Genomic DNA, 23,593 nt, shown 5'->3' with positions numbered 1-23,593 from the left:
AAATAACTGAAAGTAAAATTTTTTCAATTGTTTGTTTAAGCATAGTATAAATAAAAATCAACAGTTAGTTATTAAAATTAAACGAAGTTTATATCAAATTAAGCTACATTCATAAGCATATAAAACTTATAAATGTAGCTTAATTTTTAAACTGTTATAGTTGTCCTACTAAATCAAGACTTGGTTTAAGAGTCTTTTCACCCGGTTTCCATTTTGCAGGGCAAACTTGATCGCCATGCTCATGAACAAATTGGCAAGCCTGTAATTTTCTGAATAATTCATCTGCATTTCTTCCAACTCCACCGGCATTTACTTCGTATGCTACTATTTCTCCTTCAGGGTTTACTATGAAACTTCCTCTTTCTGCCAAACCATCACTTTCTATATAAACATCAAAATCTCTTGCAAGTTTTGCAGTAGGATCTGCAAGCATAGTATATTTTATTTTCTTTATAGTATCTGATGTGTCATGCCATGCTTTGTGAACAAAGTGAGTATCACAAGAAACAGAATATATTTCAACTCCAGCTTTTTGGAAATCTTCATATTTATTAGCCAAATCTTCGAGCTCTGTAGGGCAAACAAATGTGAAATCTGCAGGATAAAAGAAATATATTGCCCATTTTCCAAGAGTATCTTTCAAAGATACATCTATAAATTCCCCGTTCTTAAATGCTTTCACTGTAAAATCACTAACTTTTTTGTTTATTAATGACATAAAAAAATCCTCCCTATTATTAAATTTATTTTAATTAATATACTAATTTTTAATATATACTTTTATGGTATTAATTATAAAACAATATTGTAATTATGTCAATATAAAAATTATCTTTTTTTGTATTCTTTTTAAATTTTATTTGAACACAATTATAAATATATATGTTAAATACCAGAAAGATAAATATCTGTTCACAAAAGTTATATATTTAAACTTTTATAAACTTTAAGTTTTTTAAAAATATATTTCAATATCATATTTATAATATTACCTTCATAATATATTTTTAATCACGAAAAAAATATTTTTTTAATATTTCACTAACCTACTAATGTCGCTCCATCTATCTCACCGTTTTTTCTAACATTAATTTCTATAGCATGACCTGCAAAAATATCCTCTTTGTCTCCATAATATAATGTCATATCGCCCGCTTCACTGATGGATAACTCCCCAAGATACAATGAATTATAAAAATATTCTTCTGTTAAATCATCAGCTTCTCTCTCAGACTCTATCCAGTCCTTTGCAGTTTCCCATAGCTCTTTTACTATAAATTTACGTATTTTATAGTCTCTATTTTCTATATCTTCAACAAATTTTTTCAGATAAGAAAAAGATTTTGGAGGCAACTTTTCATTTTTATTTGAATCTAGCATAATGCTGACTTTATTTCCATTGAAATCAATACTTCCCTCAAACCATGAATACGCTCTGTTTAATATAAATTCTCCTATTAAGTCTTTGATTACTACCGGTTTTAAATATTCTGCAATCAGTTCTTCCAATCTGCTATCCGATTGACTATCTCCAATATATTCCAGTAGCCGATAGCAATTATTCACTACTTCTGCCATATAAGGCTCTAATGTCATAAATGGTCTCTTCCTACATCTAATATGATGTATTTTGTAAAAACAGTATAATTTAATATATAAATATACTATTTGTAATCACAAGACCTGGTTTTTCATCATTTCTTCCAATCACGTGCCACTTCAGTTGAAAGTTCAAATTTTGTCATATTATTATTCTCATCGAAATTAATATAGGCAAAATATTCATTCCAAAAGAGATGATCACTGCGAGTTGACCATTTTATTCCATAATGCAACTGTGTTATATCTATAGGAGCAGTTGGTGGAACTAACCACAGTTTTTTATCAAATGTTTTTTGCAGTTCTTCCAACTTCAGTGGAGCAAGCAGTTTAATATCATTAAGACTATAAATTATCAAATTTTCTCTCGCTGACGCAACACAGTTTTCATCAAGTTTAAAATGGATTATTTTGCAGTCCTCCAATACAATGTCCTTGGTTTCGTGACCATAAAGACCTATAGTTCCAATTACAACACCGCCTTTTGCAAGAATGTACATAGAATATGGTACAGATTCATTATTCCTTCGGAAGCCCTTTTCAACAAGAATACTTCTATTAGCAGTATATTTCTCAAAATCATCGGAATAAAGCAATTTTTCATAATCAGTTCTATGAGCATCATTCTGTCTGATATAAATATCAAATCCATCTGACAATAAACTTGCAACAGTGGTATGTGCCAGAGTAATTTCCATATCATTAATAGTAAAAACCGGTGCTTTAGGTGGGATATCAATGAAAATATATATCATAAACAGATAAAATGAAAATATTGTAATAACTGTACACACAAATAATGTTCTTCCATTACGCTTTCGTGCGTTAAAAAGTGCCATAAGTGGTGGTAGCACTATAGATTTTGCCAAAAGAGAAAAACCGGAACCACCTCGTTTTATTAGTTTCAAAGCAAATGATAACGCTCCAAATATCGCAACTGCATATATCAGAAACTCCCTAATTCCCATTTTTTCAGTATTTGTCTGTTCGTTTACCGCTTTTTCCATCAATGATTTTCCATCTGAAACAGTTCGTTTCATATAAATATACATTCTGAATACAATTGCAAAAAAAATAATACCTAAAAAAGAAAGTATTGTGATAAAAATCAATCTTCCCCCCATACGAGGCCTCCTTATTTTTATATATTTTCAAAATGAATTCTCCATTTTACTTAATCCATCATATCTTTCTTTAATATTCCTATAGTAGTAGATTATATAGATATCCATATTGCCATATACTTTCTAAGCACAGAGCCTTATTCAACACTTTCGAATAATTCATCAGCTTAATACTGCCTAATCTCTTCTTTCGTCATACCAATAATTCTATCAAGATATCCGAAAAAACAGAAACACAAATATATTCATCTTAAATATATTTGCAAGAAAATGCAGGCTTTCTCACAAGCACCTTATAAAAAATTATGGTAATTACCAAGATTAAAAAAAGTGACAGCATTTCTGCAAATACCACATTAAATCAACGTTTAGTTAAATTATTTTTCATATAGCTTACCAATACGATTTTTAATCAACATCTCTTATAATCGCTTCGTTTTTTTCTGGGGGAAAGAGCGAACAGAGTTTATTTACAAAAACATCCATATCGCACATATCACAGCTTTTTAAAATAATTTCCTTCTTATCTCTAAATATAAAAACATATCCAAAGTATTTACCTTTTACAAAAAGCGAATTCACCAATAAAGGTTGTATAGCATATAATTCATAAAAATATACCACCTTCTCTTTTTTATATTTCTTTAGGACAATCGCATTTTCAAACAAATCCGCTTGTGTCCAAAGATCAAATTCCCAAGGCAGTATCAATTTGTTTTTTGCATTTGAAGTAAAAATATGCTTGCCACGCTCTGTTGTTTTTAGACTCTTCTCTGCTTCTTTTGCAAAAACAATAGTCTTTAATTTATAGTCATGTACAACAGGTGGATTAAACATCTTGTTAACGAAAAAAACTCCCAGCATTATAAGCACGCTTAAATAAATAATACTTGTGATATCCATTCTCCATGTCCTCTCTTATGTACTCACAATATAAACACAAATGTACCTGAATTAATTTATGTTTGAAAATTAATAACTATATCCAATAAAAACACGCCATCTATTTTGGGTATAATATATTTTTCAAAAAGCCTAAGGTAACACTGTTTAATTAACTGCTCAACCTTTTCTGAGGTTATTAAACATTTTTTTAACAAGGCTGTAATTACTTTAACTCCTATCATTTCTATTCCATTTCTTCTATAATTATCTCCAAAACCAACTCTGTAATGGATGATGCTACATAAATTACCTCATCCGGATCATGAATATAGCAGATAACCTGTCCTTCTTTTCCGCCTTTATTAGGGTCAAAATCAAGCATCAGAAAACAACTGTCGCAATATTTTGCAAATGGAATCCATCTTTTATTAAAAAGATAAGGCTTAATCCTATCATCCTTCATGTTATCAATATCTTCATTTGTAAAATAATCAGTAAATTCCGTCAATAAGGCATATCTGTTTTGAAAATATTCTTTTGTCTTCTCTATTTCCTGCAAACTCATTAAACAAAAGGGCATTTCTCTTTCATCAATAACACAAGGTAAAATACTTAAGTATTTACTTCCATTTTTATACCTATAGAGTGCTTTTACATCATCAGGCAAAATTATATTAAATTTCTCCTCAAACGATAATATATCTTCCTCAAAAACTCCTGATATTTCTCGGTATTCTTCAAAATATTCTTCTTCCACAGGATCATCCAAGTCCCATTCTTCAAAGTTTTCACAGATATATTTCTCAATTGCTTTAATTTTATCTATTAGCATCATATTACCTCAAAAATTTCTATTTCGTATAAAGTTCCGCTTTATTCACTAATAAACCATATTTCAATTTTGGCAATCTGATTATCTCACTATATAAGTTTTTAAGCTCTTTAGACGGTCTAAGAGTTAAATGTTCTACATTTTCAAGACTTAAAATAGGCGTATAATCTTTACTTTTTACTATTCCGGTTAAAAAACTAAAAAATCTTAATTGCTTCATATTATTCAAAAAATTCAAAGACTTTATATGAATATACTTAGGTCCAAAACAATCACCCTCAATTGAAAGACTTTCCAAATTTTTAAGATTAACAAGCGGACTATAATCATCAATTTTCTGAAAATTTTCTACCGATAACGCAACCAAATTTTTTAATTTTGAAATAGGCTCTATACTTCCTACACTTGCACCTGAACCCAAATGCAAATATTCAAGTTTTTTAAGATTTGCAATCTTAGAAATGTCTGGATATACACCCCATTTTATATATAACTTTCTCAGATTTTGCTGTGCACAAACAGCATCAAATAATTCCTGTGGCATCCTCGTACAAAATGTAAGTTCTGTGAATGCGGTTGTATTATCATACAAAAAATCACACCACTGGTGCAAAATACTCTTCTTCTCTTTTGCCGTCTTATATTGAGGTGTAAAACTGTCACCTAATTGGGTACAATTTATTGTCAACGCATTTTCTCCATTATATTCTGATACTTCAACAATACACCTATCCTGTGGTTCATCTTGATGACAGTAGTCAAATCCGTATTTTATTTGTTTTTCATTTAAAATAGCCATTTATGGAACTTCTCCTACCAGTATACAATTTTATCTATTTATTCTCTATCTTCATTTTCTTTTCCCTAAATTTTCAATTTATCCAAAATTGTTCACGAAACATCAATTAATCGTATCATAAAACAAAATGTTTAAAATTATATGTTACACAGATGTTTGATAATATTACTATTCAAGACTTGAATTCCTATATCACAATGTCTCTTTTATTATTCTTACTTCCCATATTTTAACAGTTTCTTCTATTTATTAATCGTATGTTAAAACACTTTGAAGGTGAATATAATATTAACTCCTATTTAATGCTCTCTCTAATAAAACCTCTCTATCCTAAATAAATATATTCAATAACGACATCACAAAGATTGTTATCCTTATCATATCCAAAATACACAGGGTATACCCCATCTCCAAATCCCGATTGTATCATCGGAATACTTAAGTCCGTATTTGGAATTCTAAAGTTTATCCAATCTCCTCCCTCTCTCTGATAAAGTGGATTTTCCATTGCATTTTTTTCAAAAATAGCTGCAAAAAAAAATCGTCATAGATATTCTTGCCAGAATTTTTTTTATACCAATTATCTACAAAATCACAATATGCGTTTTTTGTCTCAACATCCACTATTGTCGCAAGTCCTGCATCAACTGGAAATCCAAAAATGCTATCTTCTTCAAAAGAATCTAAGTTTTCATCTCCCTTTAATGCTTCATAGTAAATAACCGGTATTTCTTCTGTAAATTTAACCCTGCTCAGCACATATCTATAATGATCTTCTTCTATCTTGGCTACTAATGTATTCACTTTAAATTTTCCTATAGGCACAGACTGTAAATATGGTTTTTCATTTCTATTGAGCCATACTAAAGGATCTCTAACCAAAATTTCTCCACTGGGGAAAGTCACTTCTCCCATATCTAAAACAAAAATTTCCTTGCCCTGTATTTCTTTCATACCAAAACACTGTGCATAATTTACAGGTGATGTCATTAAACTCTTAATTTCTTCATATTTTTGCATCCACTCTTTTGATACTTGTATTCTTTCCATAAGACCTCCTTAAATATATTTAATTAGAAAAAAACAACAAACACTTTTTAATATGCTATTTTTATAGCCTTATTATATCTTTAGTAGTTTTTTCATACTTACTAAAAAACTGCTGTACTTTTTTTGAACTTTTTCTATTTTTTCAAATGCTCTATTTTCTACATCTTGTAACAAAACAATATTTTTAATTTTTCTCCTTTCGTTAAATTCAGTATATTTCCATCTTGCAAATTCTTCCTGATATGTTTTTAATACCTCAAAGGAATAATGATAGAAGCGCATTAATTTGCCATAGAAATATTTATATTCCAATTTGGTGATTTTACTTTTTATTCACTAACGATGACAAAGTATTTATATATCATTTACATTCCAATTTGGTGATTTTACTATTATTCCTTTTTTTACCGCAATAAAACCAATACCAACATTTACATTCCAATTTGGTGATTTTACTATTAATTCCTAGAATCCTAATGTTATCATTGTTTATCTTATTTACATTCCAATTTGGTGATTTTACTATAGGTTGGTATTGGATCTTATATAGGCCAGCCTATTAAATTTACATTCCAATTTGGTGATTTTACTATCTAATAAATTTATGGGTAATGAAATAAGCGAATACGGCAATTTACATTCCAATTTGGTGATTTTACTATCAAGACAGAAGTTATTATGACTGCTAATTTTAGAGAAATTTACATTCCAATTTGGTGATTTTACTATGCAAATGAATATTCTAAATTAGCTAAAGTAATTGATATTTACATTCCAATTTGGTGATTTTACTATCCCCGTCGAAACCGCTTTCTGCTAATATATCAAGCACATTTACATTCCAATTTGGTGATTTTACTATTTTGCTCCTACAGTCTTTTTGCCCTTAACTATGATAATTTACATTCCAATTTGGTGATTTTACTATCTATGCCGTTAAGCACTATATCATAGGCTTTTGCTCATTTACATTCCAATTTGGTGATTTTACTATATGATTTTAAAAGTTCTTTTAATTTTTCTATTAAATATTTACATTCCAATTTGGTGATTTTACTATTTTTATATTTATTGATTTTATCTTAATTCTATGATTAATTTACATTCCAATTTGGTGATTTTACTATAAAAAATTTATTGATTAATATTCCGCAAGTTCCTTAATTTACATTCCAATTTGGTGATTTTACTATGGTAATGGTAAACGTATTTTATATACTGCACAACGTATTTACATTCCAATTTGGTGATTTTACTATTCATCTTTGTTTGTATCTAAAAATCATAAAGCTGATGATTTACATTCCAATTTGGTGATTTTACTATTTTCTGAGTATTGAAACCTGTTATTAATTCCCCGTAATTTACATTCCAATTTGGTGATTTTACTATAATACAACTCATTATATGTACTTTTAGTTAAATCTGTATTTACATTCCAATTTGGTGATTTTACTATAGACTTGGACTTGTTAGGTAATCTATCTTTGGCTAAATTTACATTCCAATTTGGTGATTTTACTATTAATATATTAAAATACGATTGTAATATATCGACAACTATTTACATTCCAATTTGGTGATTTTACTATTTTATCAAGCTTGTATTTAAGATTTTTTTGAGTATAATTTACATTCCAATTTGGTGATTTTACTATTTTGTGCTTTTAAATGGCGTATATTTTCTATTTATAGATTTACATTCCAATTTGGTGATTTTACTATGCATTATCAGAATCAAGAAAAAGAGCTAACCAAAAAATTTACATTCCAATTTGGTGATTTTACTATCGTTATAGAAGTTACGCAAATACATTCATAAAAAAAAATTTACATTCCAATTTGGTGATTTTACTATAGATGCTGCAATGCAATCAAACAAATCTGATGTTGCTATTTACATTCCAATTTGGTGATTTTACTATACAAAACTAAAACAGCCACTATAACAGCAAATGTCAAATTTACATTCCAATTTGGTGATTTTACTATTGATAGTAGCTTGTTTAATGTAAAAGTAGAACATTCATTTACATTCCAATTTGGTGATTTTACTATTAATCTATCTTTACAAGATTAAAACGTTCATCGTCCATTTACATTCCAATTTGGTGATTTTACGTCCTAATGCCTGACTATTATGGTAGTTATGATAATAATTTACATTCCAATTTGGTGATTTTACGTCCCCGAAAGGGCGGAACCTTGTTCCGTTTTTCCTTAATTTACATTCCAATTTGGTGATTTTACGTCCTCTTGAAGATGTTAGAATTTTTAGACGCAATTATGCATTTACATTCCAATTTGGTGATTTTACGTCTTACACAAATATAAAGACGCTGTCGTATTGTCCCATAATTTACATTCCAATTTGGTGATTTTACGTCTCGGGCTGAATGTGGTAATCAGAGCGGCAAAGGCTGTATTTACATTCCAATTTGGTGATTTTACGTCTATTGTTCAAGTACACGCATTGTGGACTTGAACCGAATTTACATTCCAATTTGGTGATTTTACGTCCTATATGGCAGACCTATAACAAAGAAAAATAGCTCAATTTACATTCCAATTTGGTGATTTTACGTCCCTTTTAGCCAAGACATCGTAATTGCATATTCTGCATTTACATTCCAATTTGGTGATTTTACGTCACTTATATGTGTTATGAATGTAAAACACATTTTAATATTTACATTCCAATTTGGTGATTTTACGTCCAGGCAGTGCTTATGTTACTATAGATGGTAACAGATATTTACATTCCAATTTGGTGATTTTACGTCAAAATCTGGAAAATGCATAATAGACTTCGGAGAGACATTTACATTCCAATTTGGTGATTTTACGTCAGGATTAATTTTATATATTGAAATAACTATGTTATAGACATATGTTTTGTCTATCTACAATAAAAAATTTATTTTATTATATAAAATTTAACTTTAATATTTATTTTTATTATTATATCAATATTTTTTTATCCTGTCTACCTTTTAATATTTTATGTTTATCTACAATCGACAGTTATATAAATCTGTCTGTAGCCCTAATATCCACTCCTAAAATATCTTTTTCCAACCATCTTTCATTTCTGCTTTTAAATAATATTAATGAATCCATATCTTTTCTTATTGTTTTAGATAGTTGCTTTTTTAATTCAAACAGCTGAGATTCGCTTATCTCTCCTTCAAAAACTGAATTCTGCACATGTGATAAATATTTTTTACATATTTTATAAGTATCTCTCCAAATTTTTGCACCTCCATTTTCTAATGATATATCATAAACCAGTATAATATACATCTGACATCCTCTCATCTTTTTATAATAAATTTAATTTTATTTTAAAACACTGTTTATAAATTAATATATACTCTAATGGTTTTATAAATATACACTTTACCAATATTTATAAAAATGCTTCAAACAAATGTATTTGAACATTATACAAAAAAATATATTTATTTAATTAAAATAATAGAATTATTTATAATCATACTAAAATTCTATCAAGTAATAGAAAACTAATTTTTTAAAGCAATTGTAAAAATCAAGCATAAATTTTTCAAAAAGACCCTTTCAATATATTAACTTATAGCAATAATTCAAACTGTTAATATAAGTTTTAATATTTACCACCACAATCTAAAGCTTTGATACTCTTTTTCTCCTATGAGATGTTTTATGAGCTTGTATGCTTCTAATCTTATCAGGTATTTATAACTTACGTCTTTTCCCAAATTTTTATGTTTTACAGTTCTTGAAAGTCTATCATCAAATTCCTTTGATATAATCATTGAGCCTTGTTTAGTCAATTGCAAACCGTTTAATTCTTTTATAAAATGTTTTTCACTTATTTGTAATTTATTGAACAATGAAAATATCATTCTGTCTCCAATCAGAGGTTTAAATATTTCGGCTATATCTAACGCCAATGAGAATCTTTTTGTACTTGGAACGTGGAGATAGCTTATGGTTGGATTGAGTTGTGTTATATAGATTTGAGATAATACTGTTGTATATATCATACTATTCACATAAGATATAAGCGTATTTATCATATTATCAGGTGGTCTTTTTACTCTTTTTTCAAAATCTATTTCTTGATTTATTATATCGTTCCAAGTTTTATAATAAATTTTATGTATGTTCCCCTCTATACCCATAAGTTCCTGAACATTTTTCTGCTTTTCTATGAGTCTCTTCAACTCATTAATCTGTGATGTCTGTTCTTTCAGGTCTCTTCCTCTTTCATTATAATATCTCATATTTCTTAATATTCCGTCTGTTGCTCCAAGCACAAATTCTTTTGCTAAAATAAGACGTTTATTTTCATCTGTATAGTGTTCTACTTGATTTACAAGTAATCTTCCGGAAACATTTTTTTCTCTTGGGTAATAACTTCCATTATAAAAATTATAATAGTTAAAAAAATGTATTATTATTCCATATTGAGACAATAAATTTATAAGGCTTGTATTAAATGTCATTTCTGTCATAACATATATATCAGATATCGTTTCAATAGGAATATCTTTTTTTACTCCATCTACAGTCTTTATTTGGAGAGTATTATCTTTTCTTTTTAGTTCTGACTCAGAATATATAAAATAACTTTTTTTCATATTTAAAGTCCTTTTAATAAATAATATAAATTTCATCAATTTATAACGGTTAGCTAATTAATACTAAAATTCAATAGAGCAACAGAAAGATATGCTTGTGTAAATTTAATAAAATATGATACTATTTATGAATTCTTTCTATAAATTACCTATTATTCTATTGAGAATTGTATAAATATTTATTTTTATAATAGTTAATACAATAAAAAATAATACTACAAAAGAATTATAAATTTTAAAAATTTAGATAATTTTCTTAAATTGCACAAATATCATAATATGCACATTTTTTGCATATTCCAATTTTTTTGTATTCAGGAGGAATATCCATGCTTAATATATTTTTTATATTTCCCAAAATATCTTCTATTTCCTGCCTGACTTCATCTGTCAAGTATATCTCTTTTCTTTTTTTGATTAGAGGATAATCCAATATGCCATAAACATTTAAAACTCCTTGTTTTTCTAAATAATACAAATAGTATTCCACTTGTTTTATTGATGCTTCTTCTATTGAGCGACTCTTTTTGACCTCATGTATTACATTTCTTTCTTTTATGTAATCAATATTTATTATGTTTCTTATGTTTATATGCTTATCTTCATCATTATATGTGTTTTCATCTATTGATTTTCCTATCGCTACATTTTCATCGTTATGCTCCATTGTCAAATCATTGGAAAAATACCATAGTTTTCTCTTGCACACAACATAATAATATACCATGATTCCGGTTATATCTTTTTGCATATATTAATCACCTTTATAATCGTAAAGTTTACACTATTAAAAATTCAGTATAATAAAATAATATAATATTAAAAATTCAGTATTATATTATTTATTAAGATAAAGGACTTTGCTATTATATAATTTTTTTATTAGAGATTGCACTTATACTGTTAACCTAAAAACATTTTATAAATGTCTATATAAAATTTTCATCATCTTTATTATCAAAATTTTCATTTTTACTTTCTTCTTCTGTAAGCCTTCTAAAACCCAATTCATCATAATGACACAAGAGTATAGGTATTGATGTATTTTTTGAAATTTCTATATTTTCAAGGTATTTGACTTTTTCCCCTCCTAAATCATATAGGCCTACTGATACAGTATATTTCATAATCTCATTTTTCAGTTCACTAAGTTCAAATACATATTTCTTTTTTTCTTCTCTGCTCTTGTTTTTATCATTTAAATGTTCTTTCACAGCTTTTATTCTTTCAAATATTAAATTTATTTCTTCTTCATTTAATAATCCATTATTAATATCTTTTGGAAAGACGTCAAAAGAAATTATATTTCTCAAATATTTTTCAGCATCTTTTGCAGAAAGTTCGTGCATATACAATTTTGAATAATAGTCATAAGAAATCCAATATCTTTTTAAAAATAGACTTTCTTTCATATTTTCTGTTGTGAGATATTCGTCTATTAGATTCAATTTATCTTCCTCAGTCAATATGCCGTCTCCATGACTTAATATTGCTTTTTTGCTAAGTTTATATATAGCTTCATCTATAAATCCTCTTATAGAGTCTTCTTTTTTTATCAATAGTTTTTGATTTATTTCTGTAAATATGAAGCAGTTATGATCATTTATGTTTTTAGCTCCTTTTCTGTTTATTCTGCCTAATCTTTGGAACAGACCGTTCAAATCTGAAAGCTCTGTAAATATATAATCGAAATCTATATCCAAACTTGCCTCTACAATTTGTGTGCAAACCCACACTTCATCAATTTCATTTATTGTTTCATTATCTTCTTTATAGGTTTTCCCAACAGACATTATATTATTTTCTTTTACCTTACGCTCTAATTTTACAAATTTACTATGTAGTAAATTTATATTATCTATTCCTTTATCTTTTAGCTCCTGATATATTTCTTGAGATTTTTTTACTGTGTTACACACTACGAGATATTTTTTACTATAGCTGTTTTTATAGTGTTCATATATTAAATCTGCATTCATCTCTTCTTCTAATATCTTTATATTGTGCCTTTTCTTATAACCTTTTATATCAGCTATATTTTTTACAAATTTATATCTTTCAATTTTAGAAGAGCCCGCTTTCTTTAAAGACAGTAAGTCTTCTACAAATGGAGGCAGTGTGGCTGTGAATATAGATACTTTTCCGCCTATATCTATTATATTTTGTATCCCTATAATTATACATGCCAACAAATTTGAATCATATGCTTGTATCTCATCTATAACAACTTTTGAATAACTCAGCATCGCATATTTAGGTTCAAATCCTATTGCTTTGAATATAAAGTCGAAAATTTGGTCGGGTGTTGATATATTTAAAGGTATTGAAAATAGCTTGCTTTTTTCATAATATGCCCATATATCTTCTTCATTTTTATTATTATCATTTATTTTTTCATCATTGTATATATTGAATGTATCTCCATGCAACAAAGCTACTCTTTTTGATATATTATCCTTTACTATATCTTTTTTCACTCTGTCATATATAGAATTTATAGCTGTTTTTAACGGGAGTATAAAAAAACCTTTATTATCTCCTATCCAACTCAATGCCGCCTCTGTTTTTCCCATACCTGTAGGTGCTACCACTATTAAATTCTTATCCTTATTGCTCATACAAAATTTTTGAATATCATTCCAAGATGCTGACGAATTTTTATTTTTCCATTCGTCCATCATATTTTCCAAAGCATTTTGCAAGAAATCTGCACTATATTCTACCTCCATATGTGCACTTGCTGCATAATCACATTTATTAAGTAATCCTAAAATTAATAATGCTTTTTTCAAAATTTTGGGATTTTCCTCCAATTCTGTTTGCAAAATAGAAATAAATTTATATAAATCTAAAATATTATTTTTATCAAATTCTAAATTATAACTTTTATATATTTCTTCTATGTTTTTATTCAGTATATCTTCTTTCTCTTTAATTTCGTTGAAATTATTTTTTACATAATAGTGATGATTTACTATTGCATATGCAGTTATATAATCTCTTTCATCATCTCCAAACCTGCACAAAAACGGAGATAATATGTTATGACCTACTTCATTTTCTTTATCAAAATATTTCTTCTTTCCTTCTTTTGCTGATAATATTCTGTTTTGAAAATATTTATTCGCTTTACCTACATCATGGCATTTTATGGCATCTCCAAGTATTTCCGCCTTTTCATCATCTATATAGCCCAATTTTTTTAATATGCCCATCTGTTCTAAAACATTGCTTACATGAACTTCTATGCTTTCATCTTCTTTGGCATAACAATGTTTTAATTTGTCATACAGTTTGTCATCTATCATTGTTTCACCTTGATTTTTCTAATTTGTAGAGTATATATCTATTATATAAAAATTTAAAAATATAATTGGCAATATACTCTACAAATTACAATTATTTATTAGATTTAAAAATATTAAGTCATATAAAAACACTATAATAAAAATCTAATTTCACTATAAAAAGCTTACTATATCTTTGTTGTCAATATCAATATATATTCCTTTGTCTTTATTTGGGTAATTATATTGATTTATATTTAGTCCAAATTCATATCCTGATAGATATACAACTCTTTTTTTCTCAAAAACTCTCTTGTTATTTTCTATTACATAATTCTTGTTTATATAGTATGTTGTTCCTCGTGTAGGTACAAAGTTTACTTTGTGGGCTGATAAGTTTGACTTGATAATAGCTTTATTTTCAACAGCTTCTTTATCTACATAAGCTTTATACTTGCTTTTAATATGTTTAAAACTATCTTCTTCATCACTTATGTTCACAAATGATATTTCTATATTGTCAACAAAATCTTCACTTCTACCTACAGATGTTATATTGTGATAATTTTTCTTTATATCATTGAGAGTTTCTTCATCACTTCTTATATGGATTACTAAGTCTACACCGTACAAAACTTCATAGCTCTTTATTGATTTTGTAAGCGAAGCATAGTATGATATAGGTTTTAAATATTCTGCTTTTCTTCTCTCATCAAACTCATCTTTTATTTTTTTTATTTCATCGTTTATTTCATTTATCTTATCTGACATATTTTTATATTCGTCTGATTTTTTATCTTTTGTTTTTTGTTCTTGTTTTATTTTTTTTATTTCATCTTTTTTTATTGATATTTTTTGATTTATAGAAGAATTTTCTTCTTGAAATTTTATTCTTAAATCTGATATTCTTATATATTCATCAAGCTCTTTTTCATCACAAATTTCTATAGTTATTCTTTTTTTAAAGCTGTTTCCTTGTGATTTTAATGCCTTTGCAATAACTTTATATCCATTCTCTAAAAGTTTGGGATTATTCAATTTCACAAGTATCCCTCTGTCATCCATAACACTATTCAAAAAGCAATAGTCTGTATAAATCTCTCTTTTGATAGACTCATAATTGCCTTGTATACTTATATCCATAGGTCTATACTCTTTATAATTACACGCATTATGTATCGCACCTATTATCATTGAATAAGTTGGTAAAGGATATGTCATCTTATTGTTTACTGTTTCTTCTTTCCTGTAATGTGCCTTATTTTGATGTAATTTTAAACGCAAAACGCTATTCTTCATAGTAGCTTTTCACATCCTCTTCTAAATCCTTAAAAAATTCAGATATGCTAAGTGGTGAAAATTCATTTACAATATCTTCTTCATTTATAAAATTACCTCCTCTAAGCAATCCTACTCTATATCCGTTTTTCACCCTGTCTTTTAATCCGTTTTCTATATTAAGAGTATCTCTTTTTACATTTACTACATTGTCAAAATAATGTGTCTTATATTCTCCTATACCGCCAAATATCAAAAGCGGTTCCGCATTATCCATATTTCCTTTAACAATCAACGATAAGTTTTGAATGGTTTTTAATATTGAAAGAACTCTTTGAATTTTTTCAACTGTATCTGCTTGAGAAGGAAAGTTTTCATCCACTCCAATCTTGTCAAGATCTATTGTTATACTATATTTTTTCAATGATTTATCAAATTCGTATTGATACGGCATCAAACCTGAAGAATTCTCTTTTTTATCCTCATTTTCCCTGTCTTTTTTAGCTTGAAAATTTATTTTATTTTCTTTTGCATATGCTGTTGCAAGATATAAATTATTATGAAATCTTGTTTCATTTACGAATTCATCACAAGATACGGCATCAGTCAAATAAAACGAACTTTTTCTTATATTGGTCGTCCCTGATGTATTCATATAACCACCTTCTAAAGCTTTACAATTGCTTATATTCACATCATCATTTACTAATTTTTGCGCTGCTCCGTCAACGGTTACTTTTAAGTCATCATATAGACCGCTTTGTACCATTATTGCATTTTTCAAACTCTCTCTGCTTCTTGTCGCATACACCTTCCCATTTCTAAACACTTTTTGAACAGTTGATACATTGCCCAATCCTTCTCCATAATTAGATGTAATATTTGAAATTATTGTCAACGTTAAAGCTTTATTTTTCATTTTTATTTTCCTCCTTGTTTTGACCTAATTCTTTAAAATTTAATGCGTTTACAAATGCATATGCCAAGTTTTTATTTTTTTCAAAATCTTCAAATAAATCATAAGCAAATCCTAAGCTTACTGAACTGTAAGTAGCTAATTGCAATAATATTGAACAAAATCTGTCATAGTCTTTAAATACAAGGCAAGATATCAATTTATTTTTATAGCTTATTATTTTATTTGACTTATCTATTCTCAGTTTTTTGTTAACTTCGTTAGCTGTGGCTATTACTCTTGCAATTTTATTAGATTTATCGCCTTTATTTTCCATAATTTCATAATTCTCCTTATACAGTAAAATGTTAATCCTTATAAGTTGGGAAATCAAATACCCGTGATCATTTTTAAAGTCCTTCAATAATTTATCAATTATAGGATCTAAATGCAAAAGATTTATTATGGAATCTACAACTATATTTAATATAGGCAAATAATCTGATTTGCCATATTTGCAAGAATTGCTTAAAGCATTCACTATATTTTCATCCTTCATATCATCAATTGCATTAAAAATCCTTATTGCCTCATCTCTTATAAACATCGTTTCAAAATAGTCATAGTCTCTCTGTTTACTTATAATTTCCACTTCATAATCTATATATTTTGCATTTTTGCTTGAAGAAAAAAACAATTCTTTTCTTATATTCTTCTTTTCATTATCATTAAAATAATTCAAATCTATATTTTCGTTAGATTTAAGCAATTCTTTTGCATTGAAGTTATTGTTTATGAAAAAAACATCTCTTGTTCTTGTAAAAGCAAAAGGTATGTAGTCAAATTCAAAAACATCGTTATAAACATAAGTGTCATAATTCCAATTAAAACCGAGAGATTTTTTCTTTTTGCCAAGGTCAACATTGTATCCAAGTAATCTACATATCTCCTGTGAATTTGAAAAAATAGAATTTATATTACAAAAATTTGCATACATAGATTTTGCATTTCTATACGTTTCTTTTATAATCTCATACCTATTGTCTTGTATAAGATTTATGATTTCATCTTTATTTTCTCCATTAAATTTTATATTGGCAAATATTTTTTTTCATTATAACGTTTGCTTTTAGTGTATCATTTATTCTTTTTATCTTTTCAGTATCAAAATTATCAGAATCCAACAAAGCTATCACTCTTTTATGGTGAAATTTATCAGAAAAAAAATGTTCTGCAAAATCCAAATACTTATTTTCATCCAATATATCTTTCTTATTATAATATATGGCATCTTTTTTATATTCATAATCGTTTTCCTCATCATTATAGTCATAAATATAAAAATCCATATCATTATATTGGAGATATTTCATAATACCAACAGCTGCTGCAGAAAATCTCCAATCTGAAAATTCAAGAGATGTATCGTACTTTCCATAATTCCCTGTACTTATCATACATCAAACCTCCATGAATCAACCAATTTCAGTACTCCAAATCCTGAAGCTTTTCTTAATCCAAGTGAACCCTTTAATATTGTATCAAGTAACTTAGGTTCTCCAAGCATAATAATATCTCCAATAGAAACCTCTATATTCACACCATAAAGTGGAATTATTTCTTTATGCAGTTTAGATATATCTATCTTAAGTTCATCAACATAAGATGCATATTTAGGATAGCTTGTTCTTATATTTTCTTTAAGCCTTGATACAAAATCTTCATCTTCAACCGTAAAATATCTATCTCTATTAGTATCTCTATAATGCTCTCTCAATACTAAAGGTGAATAGAGTTTAAACTGTGCCATATTTTGAGTTATAGTCGGCTCTTTTAACATTGTTATATCAACAAGTGCAATTTCATTTTCTTTAGATATCGCAAAGACTTTTCCTTTTTGCAACAAAAATGCGTTCAAAAATATGGCAGAATTCGTTTTACTTGGAGTAACAAAAGTAATTTCCAAATATTTCTCATTAACTTCAATCCTATTTTTAAAAAACGCAGGATTCGGTATTTTCATGCTCCATGAAAAATCTTTTTTGTAGTTATTTGAAATATTCTTAGAATAAAATTCACCAAAAAATTTTCCACCTTCATAATCTGTCAATGCCTTTTTTATATAACTAACCACAAATTTGTGATAGTCTAAAGGTAAAAAATTTGTCTTCATATTAAACTTTAATAAAACTCTCAAAATCTTTTCTCCTTTCTTTATCAACTTTAAATTCATTTTAGCACATCATTTTTATAGAGTCAATATTTTTACATAAAATTAATAATGGAATTTTTTATTTTTTATTTAAAATCTATTATTATAATGATACAAAATAAGCCTGAAAAGTAAAAGATACAATACTTTTCAGGCTTATTTTAAAATTTAAAATTACATTTTACATATATAAATTATTATTAATATATTTTTATCTCATATTAATTTAAAATCTTTTTCAAAATTCATAAAAATGTTCTATAGATAAAAGTTTTAGTATAAGTTATAGTGAGCAGATATTTTTTCATTTAAGATTGTTTACAAGCTCTATGAATTCATCTCCTCTTTCTTCAAAACTTTGATACATATCCCAACTTGCACAGGCAGGTGATAATAATACAACGTCTCCTTTTTCTGCTATTATCTTTGCTATTTGTACACATTGTTTTAAATTTTTCAAACTTATTATATCTTTATAATCATATTTAAGTGCTGTATCTCTAATAAGTTTTTTTGTAGCTCCGAATAACAAAAGTGTTTTTACTTTACCATTAAATCCTTTTATTAAATCGTCGAACTCAAGCATTTTATCATAGCCTCCGGCTATCAGGATTATATCATTATCTATCGACTCTATCGCTTTTAACGTAGAGTCTATATTTGTACCTTTTGAGTCATTCACATATATTACACCATCAACTTCTCTTACTTTTTGCAATCTATGTTTTACAGCCTTAAAATCTTTTATAGCTTCTGCTATTAAAGCTGTCGGTATCTTATCAAGTATGGATACAGTAACACAGGCAAGTGTATTTTGTATATTATGTTTTCCAAGTAAATGTATATCTTCAGCTTTTATTATTTCTTCTTCTTTTCCATTTATCGTGCTTATTATAGAGTCTTTTTCTCTATCATAATAAACTCCGTTTTTAAGTTTTTCTTTCATTGAAAAATATATAACTTTCGATTTTACATTTTCAAGATTTATATCTATACTTTCATCATCTTTGTTTAAAACTAAAAAATCGCTTTCGATTTGATTTTTTGTAATATTATATTTTGCATTTTTATAGTTTTCCATTGTCTTATGTCTTGACAAATGATCCGGTGTTATATTCAGTATCACTGCTATATGCACCCTAAAATTTACGATTGTTTCTAATTGATAACTTGAAAGTTCTGTTATAAAATTGGCTTTCGTTTTTGCAAGACTTATACTTGAAAGTACAGCATTTCCTATATTACCAACAACATAAGTATTCTCATCATACTTTTTATAAATATCTCCAAGCATACTCGTTGTTGTGGTTTTGCCATTTGTTCCTGTAATTCCTATAAAATTGGCATCTTTTGCTAAATTGTATGCCAATTCAATTTCATTTGTCACACAAATATCTCTTTGAATAAATTTTTGTGCAAAGTATTCATTTGGTGATATTCCAGGCGAAAGATATACTATATCTGCTTCTTCATCTCCAGTAGGATTTTTCCCTAAAAAAAATTTTATATTATTTGAGTTTTCATATTTTTTAAATTTTGATATATCAATATTTTTATTATTTTCATAAGCAAATACCGTTTCATCTCTACCTGAATAATAATCTAAAAGCGATATTCCGGATCTACCAAGTCCTACAACAATAATTTTGCTCATATAATAAAATCCTCCTTAGATTTATAGTCCATCATCAACTTAAAATAAACCCTTTCATAGATTGTAAAAGAAACAAGAAAGTTATAATATATAGGCTTTATGATAAATTTTACTCAAGCATAAGAAAATACTTATAAATAAAAAAACTGTTAAAATATTTTTATATTGGGCAAATTATATAAAAGCTGTTGATATTATACCTATTATAGATGCTATACAAGTTATTACACAAAATATTTTTACTACTTGTACTTCTTTATATCCGCTTAATTCCATATGATGATGAAACGGAGACATCTTAAATACTCTTTTTCCATAGTGTTTAAAAGAATATACTTGGATTATCACACTAAGGCTCTCTATAACATATATTATACCTATTATTATTATTATCAGATGCATATTCATAGCAATAGAAATAGCACTTACTGCACCTCCAAGAGCCATAGAGCCTGTATCTCCCATAAATGATTTTGCAGGATGTGCATTTATTCTCAAAAAACCTAAACAAGCTCCTGCTACACTTAATGAAATCATCGCTGTTGTTATATAATTAAGATTTATTGCTATTATAGCAAAAGCCAACATAACTATTGATGTCACACTTGATGCCAAACCGTCCAAACCGTCAGTTAAATTTACAGAATTTGTGGTTGCTATTATTACAAGTGATGTAAGAGGTATATATAAGAATCCCGTATGAAGTTTAAAACTTGTAAAAGGTACTACCAAATCTGTATTATATGATGATTTTACAAGAGAAATATATGATAGTATTATTGCAAATACTAATTGCACTAATAATTTTTGCTTTTCTGTCAATCCCAAATTTCTCTTATTTACTATTTTTACATAGTCATCTGTAAATCCTATTATGGCAAATAATAACAGATATGCTAAAAATACAAGCACATCAAATATATTGTTGCGATTAAGTACCAATGAGGATATTACTATCGCAATTATAAATACTATTCCACCCATGGTAGGGGTTCCCGCTTTTGATAAATGCGACTGTGGTCCCTCTTGTCTTATTTCTTGCCCTAACTTTAATTTTTTCAGCATATCCAATATTTTGGGTGATATTACAAACGCTATTGCGAATGCAAACAAAAAAGACAGTATATATTCAATTATTTGACTCGTCGGTAACAACTTAAAGTCTCCTTTAATCTTTATTTTAATTCTATATTCACTCTGAAATCTTTATCTACAGGTGTACCCACCTTTGGAGATTGATTATACACTTTTCCGCTTCCGCTGAAATTGTATTTTATCTCTAAATTATCAAGTATTACCTGTGCCTGCTCTTTTGTAAGTCCTATAAGATTAGGCATATTCGTTTTTAGAGTGGAATCTGAACGCATATATAACATTATAGATGAATTAGGCTCTACCATTTCTCCTGCTTGTGGAAAGCTGCTCATTACATGAGATTCCAATTCTACTACTATATTAGGATCGAATACCGGATTTAAACCAATTGCTCTAAGTTCATTAGTAGCTTCTGTATAAGACTTGCCTTTCAGTTCAGGTACAGCTACAGTTTTTTGGTTATTTTCTTCATTTATCCTTATGTTTTGATTTATTCCAAGATATTTGAGTGTACCTTCCAATATTTGACCTGTTATAGGTGCTGCTGATTCGCTACCACTTTGTGTTCCTTCTAAAGGTTCGTCTATTACAACAAGAACTGTTATCTTAGGATCTTCTACAGGCACTATGGCTGCGAATGTACAAATATATTTATTATCTGCATATCCTATTTGCCCCGGTATTACCTTATTGGCACTGCCTGTTTTACCTGCAATTCTGTATCCTTCAACCTTTGCTTTTTTACCTGAACCGTTATCTACTATTGATTCCATAGCGTATAGTATAGATGATGCAGTTTGTGAAGATATAACTTGTTTTAATGTTTTTGTTTCAGATTTTGATATTATATTTCCGTCTTTATCCGTTATAGCTTTTACTATATTAGGCTCTACCAGATTACCACCGTTTCCTATAGCATTGATAGCTGTAATAAGCTGTATAGGTGTAACTGATATACCTTGACCGTAACTAAGATTTGCAAGCTCAACAGGACCTATGTTTTCGACTTTTCTGACAACCCCCGATTCTTCTCCGGGCAAGTCTATATTGGTTTTTTTACCAAAACCGAATGTATCTATATATTCCATAAAAAGCTTTGCACCTATTCTTTGCCCTAATTGAACAAATACTGTATTCACGGAATTTTCCAATCCTTTTTTTAAAGTTATAATCCCATATGGAGTCGGTGTCCAGTTTTTCAGTTTTACTCCTGCAACTTCTATTGAGCCTGTATCATTAAAATATTCTTCCATATTACTTTTATCTTCTTCTAAAGCTGTTGCAGCAGTTATTAGTTTAAATGGAGAACCCGGCTCAAAAACTACATTTACAGACGGATTTTTCCACATATCATATACTACTTTCATTTTTTCATCTTCATCTACAGCTTCTTGCATAAGTTTTGCATAGTAATCATATGCCGGCTCTCTCGGAAGATTGGGATTATAGTCCGGAATAGTTGACATTGCCAATATGTTGCCGGTTTTTGTTTCCATTACTATACCTGTTACAGATTTAGGCGTATAAGTATAATAAGCATTATGAAGAACTTTTTCCAAATTATGCTGTATAACCTCATCTATTGTCAGCATAACATTTTTCCCTGGTATTTGCTCTTGATACTTTATATCTCTTAGAGATATTTCACCTCCAAGTGCATCTCTTACATATAGTCTTTTTCCGGGTATTCCTTTCAACTGCAAATCCATATATGCCTCAATACCTGCAAGACCTACATTATTAGCAGATGTATGACCTAAAACATATGACGCAAAATTTCCATACGGATAATATCTGCTCGTCTTTTCATCAAACCAAGTATTGGAAATTTTCTTTTCTTTTAATTTTTTCACATCATCTAATGAAAGATTGTTTAACAGTATTATTCTGTCTTTTTTTAAATTCAGATCTTTTTTTAATTTTTCAGTATCGACTTTTAAAACCGAACTTATTTTTTCTATTATTTTTTGCTTAGCTTCTTCAGTTTTTATATTTTTAAGCTCTATCCAAAAATCATATTTAGGTATGCTTACAGCAAGTTCTTTACCATTGGTATCATATATTATACCTCTTGTAGGCATTATCAATGCTTCTCTATATTGATTTTCTTTTGCTTCAAGGCTATATTTATCGCCTTTTACTATCATCCAGAATCCTAAGCGAGATACAACAATAAGTGTAAAAAATATAAACAGTCCTAAACAGATTTTTACTCTTTTGAGCATTATTTCATCAACATTTTTTGCCACTTGTATCCT

General features: G+C 27.9%; 21 protein-coding genes and 1 CRISPR repeat array. All 21 genes read right to left on the bottom strand.

All coding sequences use genetic code 11. The features are described from left to right. Positions 1-154: 154 nt before the first annotated feature. Entirely contained in the window at positions 155-718 is a 564-nt protein-coding gene (ahpC, locus tag HMPREF9629_RS01735; RefSeq protein ID WP_009524591.1) for an alkyl hydroperoxide reductase subunit C, read from the bottom strand. A gap of 323 nt (positions 719-1,041) precedes the next feature. Then, on the bottom strand, positions 1,042-1,578 hold the full coding sequence (locus tag HMPREF9629_RS01730; RefSeq protein ID WP_242821995.1) for a DUF2262 domain-containing protein: 537 nt from the start codon (positions 1,576-1,578) through the stop codon (positions 1,042-1,044). Between the two features lie 116 nt (positions 1,579-1,694). After that, entirely contained in the window at positions 1,695-2,723 is a 1,029-nt protein-coding gene (locus HMPREF9629_RS01725) for a hypothetical protein (protein ID WP_009524589.1), read from the bottom strand. 408 nt (positions 2,724-3,131) lie between these two features. Continuing rightward, on the bottom strand, positions 3,132-3,626 hold the full coding sequence (locus tag HMPREF9629_RS01720; protein WP_009524588.1) for a hypothetical protein: 495 nt from the start codon (positions 3,624-3,626) through the stop codon (positions 3,132-3,134). 226 nt (positions 3,627-3,852) lie between these two features. Further along, positions 3,853-4,443 carry an SMI1/KNR4 family protein gene (locus HMPREF9629_RS01715; RefSeq protein WP_040012643.1) on the bottom strand — a complete coding sequence of 197 codons (591 nt, stop codon included), beginning with the start codon at positions 4,441-4,443 and terminating at the stop codon, positions 3,853-3,855. Positions 4,444-4,459: 16 nt separating this feature from the next. Beyond that, positions 4,460-5,239, bottom strand: coding sequence for a leucine-rich repeat domain-containing protein (locus HMPREF9629_RS01710; RefSeq protein ID WP_009524585.1), 780 nt, complete (start codon positions 5,237-5,239; stop codon positions 4,460-4,462). A 325-nt stretch (positions 5,240-5,564) separates the two neighbouring features. After that, positions 5,565-5,747, bottom strand: a complete 183-nt coding sequence (locus HMPREF9629_RS12645; protein WP_242822186.1) for a DUF4241 domain-containing protein — start codon at positions 5,745-5,747, stop codon at positions 5,565-5,567. Continuing rightward, entirely contained in the window at positions 5,705-6,289 is a 585-nt protein-coding gene (locus tag HMPREF9629_RS12400) for a DUF4241 domain-containing protein (RefSeq protein ID WP_009524584.1), read from the bottom strand. Before HMPREF9629_RS12400 ends, HMPREF9629_RS12645 begins: the two co-directional genes overlap by 43 nt. Before the next feature lie 72 nt (positions 6,290-6,361). Continuing rightward, complete coding sequence (locus HMPREF9629_RS01700; protein ID WP_040012642.1) at positions 6,362-6,571, bottom strand: hypothetical protein; 210 nt, start codon at positions 6,569-6,571, stop codon at positions 6,362-6,364. 17 nt (positions 6,572-6,588) lie between these two features. Beyond that, positions 6,589-9,138: a CRISPR direct-repeat array (repeat unit 30 nt; unit sequence ATTTACATTCCAATTTGGTGATTTTACTAT). 175 nt (positions 9,139-9,313) lie between these two features. Then, a complete protein-coding gene (gene cas2, locus HMPREF9629_RS01695; protein ID WP_009524583.1) occupies positions 9,314-9,592 on the bottom strand; it encodes a CRISPR-associated endonuclease Cas2 in 279 nt (92 codons plus the stop codon). A 329-nt stretch (positions 9,593-9,921) separates the two neighbouring features. Beyond that, complete coding sequence (cas1b, locus tag HMPREF9629_RS01690) at positions 9,922-10,914, bottom strand: type I-B CRISPR-associated endonuclease Cas1b (RefSeq protein WP_009524582.1); 993 nt, start codon at positions 10,912-10,914, stop codon at positions 9,922-9,924. Between the two features lie 256 nt (positions 10,915-11,170). Beyond that, the gene (cas4, locus tag HMPREF9629_RS01685) at positions 11,171-11,665 is read right to left on the bottom strand and encodes a CRISPR-associated protein Cas4 (protein WP_009524581.1); all 495 of its coding nucleotides are present in this window, start codon (positions 11,663-11,665) and stop codon (positions 11,171-11,173) included. A 178-nt stretch (positions 11,666-11,843) separates the two neighbouring features. Continuing rightward, positions 11,844-14,222, bottom strand: coding sequence for a CRISPR-associated helicase/endonuclease Cas3 (locus tag HMPREF9629_RS01680; RefSeq protein ID WP_009524580.1), 2,379 nt, complete (start codon positions 14,220-14,222; stop codon positions 11,844-11,846). Positions 14,223-14,375: 153 nt separating this feature from the next. Beyond that, a complete protein-coding gene (cas5, locus tag HMPREF9629_RS01675) occupies positions 14,376-15,500 on the bottom strand; it encodes a CRISPR-associated protein Cas5 (protein WP_009524579.1) in 1,125 nt (374 codons plus the stop codon). After that, positions 15,490-16,398, bottom strand: coding sequence for a type I-B CRISPR-associated protein Cas7/Cst2/DevR (gene cas7i / locus HMPREF9629_RS01670; RefSeq protein WP_009524578.1), 909 nt, complete (start codon positions 16,396-16,398; stop codon positions 15,490-15,492). Before cas7i ends, cas5 begins: the two co-directional genes overlap by 11 nt. Further along, positions 16,388-17,425: a type I CRISPR-associated protein Cas8a1/Csx8 gene (gene cas8a1, locus HMPREF9629_RS01665; RefSeq protein ID WP_278224194.1), complete on the bottom strand. Its 1,038-nt coding sequence runs from the start codon at positions 17,423-17,425 to the stop codon at positions 16,388-16,390. Before cas8a1 ends, cas7i begins: the two co-directional genes overlap by 11 nt. Before the next feature lie 31 nt (positions 17,426-17,456). Then, positions 17,457-17,831, bottom strand: a complete 375-nt coding sequence (locus HMPREF9629_RS12395; RefSeq protein WP_009524576.1) for a hypothetical protein — start codon at positions 17,829-17,831, stop codon at positions 17,457-17,459. Beyond that, complete coding sequence (gene cas6 / locus HMPREF9629_RS01660) at positions 17,828-18,571, bottom strand: CRISPR-associated endoribonuclease Cas6 (RefSeq protein WP_009524575.1); 744 nt, start codon at positions 18,569-18,571, stop codon at positions 17,828-17,830. The genes HMPREF9629_RS12395 and cas6 overlap by 4 nt, the downstream gene beginning before the upstream one ends. A gap of 319 nt (positions 18,572-18,890) precedes the next feature. After that, positions 18,891-20,240, bottom strand: coding sequence for a UDP-N-acetylmuramoyl-L-alanine--D-glutamate ligase (murD, locus tag HMPREF9629_RS01655; protein WP_009524574.1), 1,350 nt, complete (start codon positions 20,238-20,240; stop codon positions 18,891-18,893). 174 nt (positions 20,241-20,414) lie between these two features. Beyond that, positions 20,415-21,395, bottom strand: coding sequence for a phospho-N-acetylmuramoyl-pentapeptide-transferase (mraY, locus tag HMPREF9629_RS01650; protein WP_009524573.1), 981 nt, complete (start codon positions 21,393-21,395; stop codon positions 20,415-20,417). A gap of 20 nt (positions 21,396-21,415) precedes the next feature. Further along, on the bottom strand, positions 21,416-23,584 hold the full coding sequence (locus HMPREF9629_RS01645; protein WP_009524572.1) for a peptidoglycan D,D-transpeptidase FtsI family protein: 2,169 nt from the start codon (positions 23,582-23,584) through the stop codon (positions 21,416-21,418). Positions 23,585-23,593: the final 9 nt, after the last annotated feature.

The sequence above is a fragment of the Peptoanaerobacter stomatis genome, from assembly GCF_000238115.1.
In the GTDB taxonomy this organism is placed as follows: domain Bacteria; phylum Bacillota; class Clostridia; order Peptostreptococcales; family Filifactoraceae; genus Peptoanaerobacter; species Peptoanaerobacter stomatis.
The sequence above is the reverse complement of the archived record's forward strand: the minus strand, read 5'-3'. Positions and strand labels throughout refer to the sequence as shown.

Excerpts from the sequence above, each read along its gene's own strand:
- cas7i (WP_009524578.1), bottom strand. The coding sequence starts at position 16,398 with ATGAAAAATAAAGCTTTAACGTTGACAATAATTTCAAATATTACATCT.
- HMPREF9629_RS01725 (WP_009524589.1), bottom strand. The coding sequence starts at position 2,723 with ATGGGGGGAAGATTGATTTTTATCACAATACTTTCTTTTTTAGGTATT.
- HMPREF9629_RS01680 (WP_009524580.1), bottom strand. The coding sequence starts at position 14,222 with ATGATAGATGACAAACTGTATGACAAATTAAAACATTGTTATGCCAAA.
- HMPREF9629_RS01710 (WP_009524585.1), bottom strand. The coding sequence starts at position 5,239 with ATGGCTATTTTAAATGAAAAACAAATAAAATACGGATTTGACTACTGT.
- HMPREF9629_RS12395 (WP_009524576.1), bottom strand. The coding sequence starts at position 17,831 with ATGATAAGTACAGGGAATTATGGAAAGTACGATACATCTCTTGAATTT.
- cas5 (WP_009524579.1), bottom strand. The coding sequence starts at position 15,500 with ATGAAGAATAGCGTTTTGCGTTTAAAATTACATCAAAATAAGGCACAT.
- HMPREF9629_RS01700 (WP_040012642.1), bottom strand. The coding sequence starts at position 6,571 with ATGCGCTTCTATCATTATTCCTTTGAGGTATTAAAAACATATCAGGAA.
- HMPREF9629_RS12400 (WP_009524584.1), bottom strand. The coding sequence starts at position 6,289 with ATGGAAAGAATACAAGTATCAAAAGAGTGGATGCAAAAATATGAAGAA.
- HMPREF9629_RS01730 (WP_242821995.1), bottom strand. The coding sequence starts at position 1,578 with ATGGCAGAAGTAGTGAATAATTGCTATCGGCTACTGGAATATATTGGA.
- HMPREF9629_RS01715 (WP_040012643.1), bottom strand. The coding sequence starts at position 4,443 with ATGATGCTAATAGATAAAATTAAAGCAATTGAGAAATATATCTGTGAA.
- HMPREF9629_RS01720 (WP_009524588.1), bottom strand. The coding sequence starts at position 3,626 with ATGGATATCACAAGTATTATTTATTTAAGCGTGCTTATAATGCTGGGA.
- ahpC (WP_009524591.1), bottom strand. The coding sequence starts at position 718 with ATGTCATTAATAAACAAAAAAGTTAGTGATTTTACAGTGAAAGCATTT.
- cas4 (WP_009524581.1), bottom strand. The coding sequence starts at position 11,665 with ATGCAAAAAGATATAACCGGAATCATGGTATATTATTATGTTGTGTGC.
- cas2 (WP_009524583.1), bottom strand. The coding sequence starts at position 9,592 with ATGTATATTATACTGGTTTATGATATATCATTAGAAAATGGAGGTGCA.
- HMPREF9629_RS12645 (WP_242822186.1), bottom strand. The coding sequence starts at position 5,747 with ATGGAAAATCCACTTTATCAGAGAGAGGGAGGAGATTGGATAAACTTT.
- cas1b (WP_009524582.1), bottom strand. The coding sequence starts at position 10,914 with ATGAAAAAAAGTTATTTTATATATTCTGAGTCAGAACTAAAAAGAAAA.
- murD (WP_009524574.1), bottom strand. The coding sequence starts at position 20,240 with ATGAGCAAAATTATTGTTGTAGGACTTGGTAGATCCGGAATATCGCTT.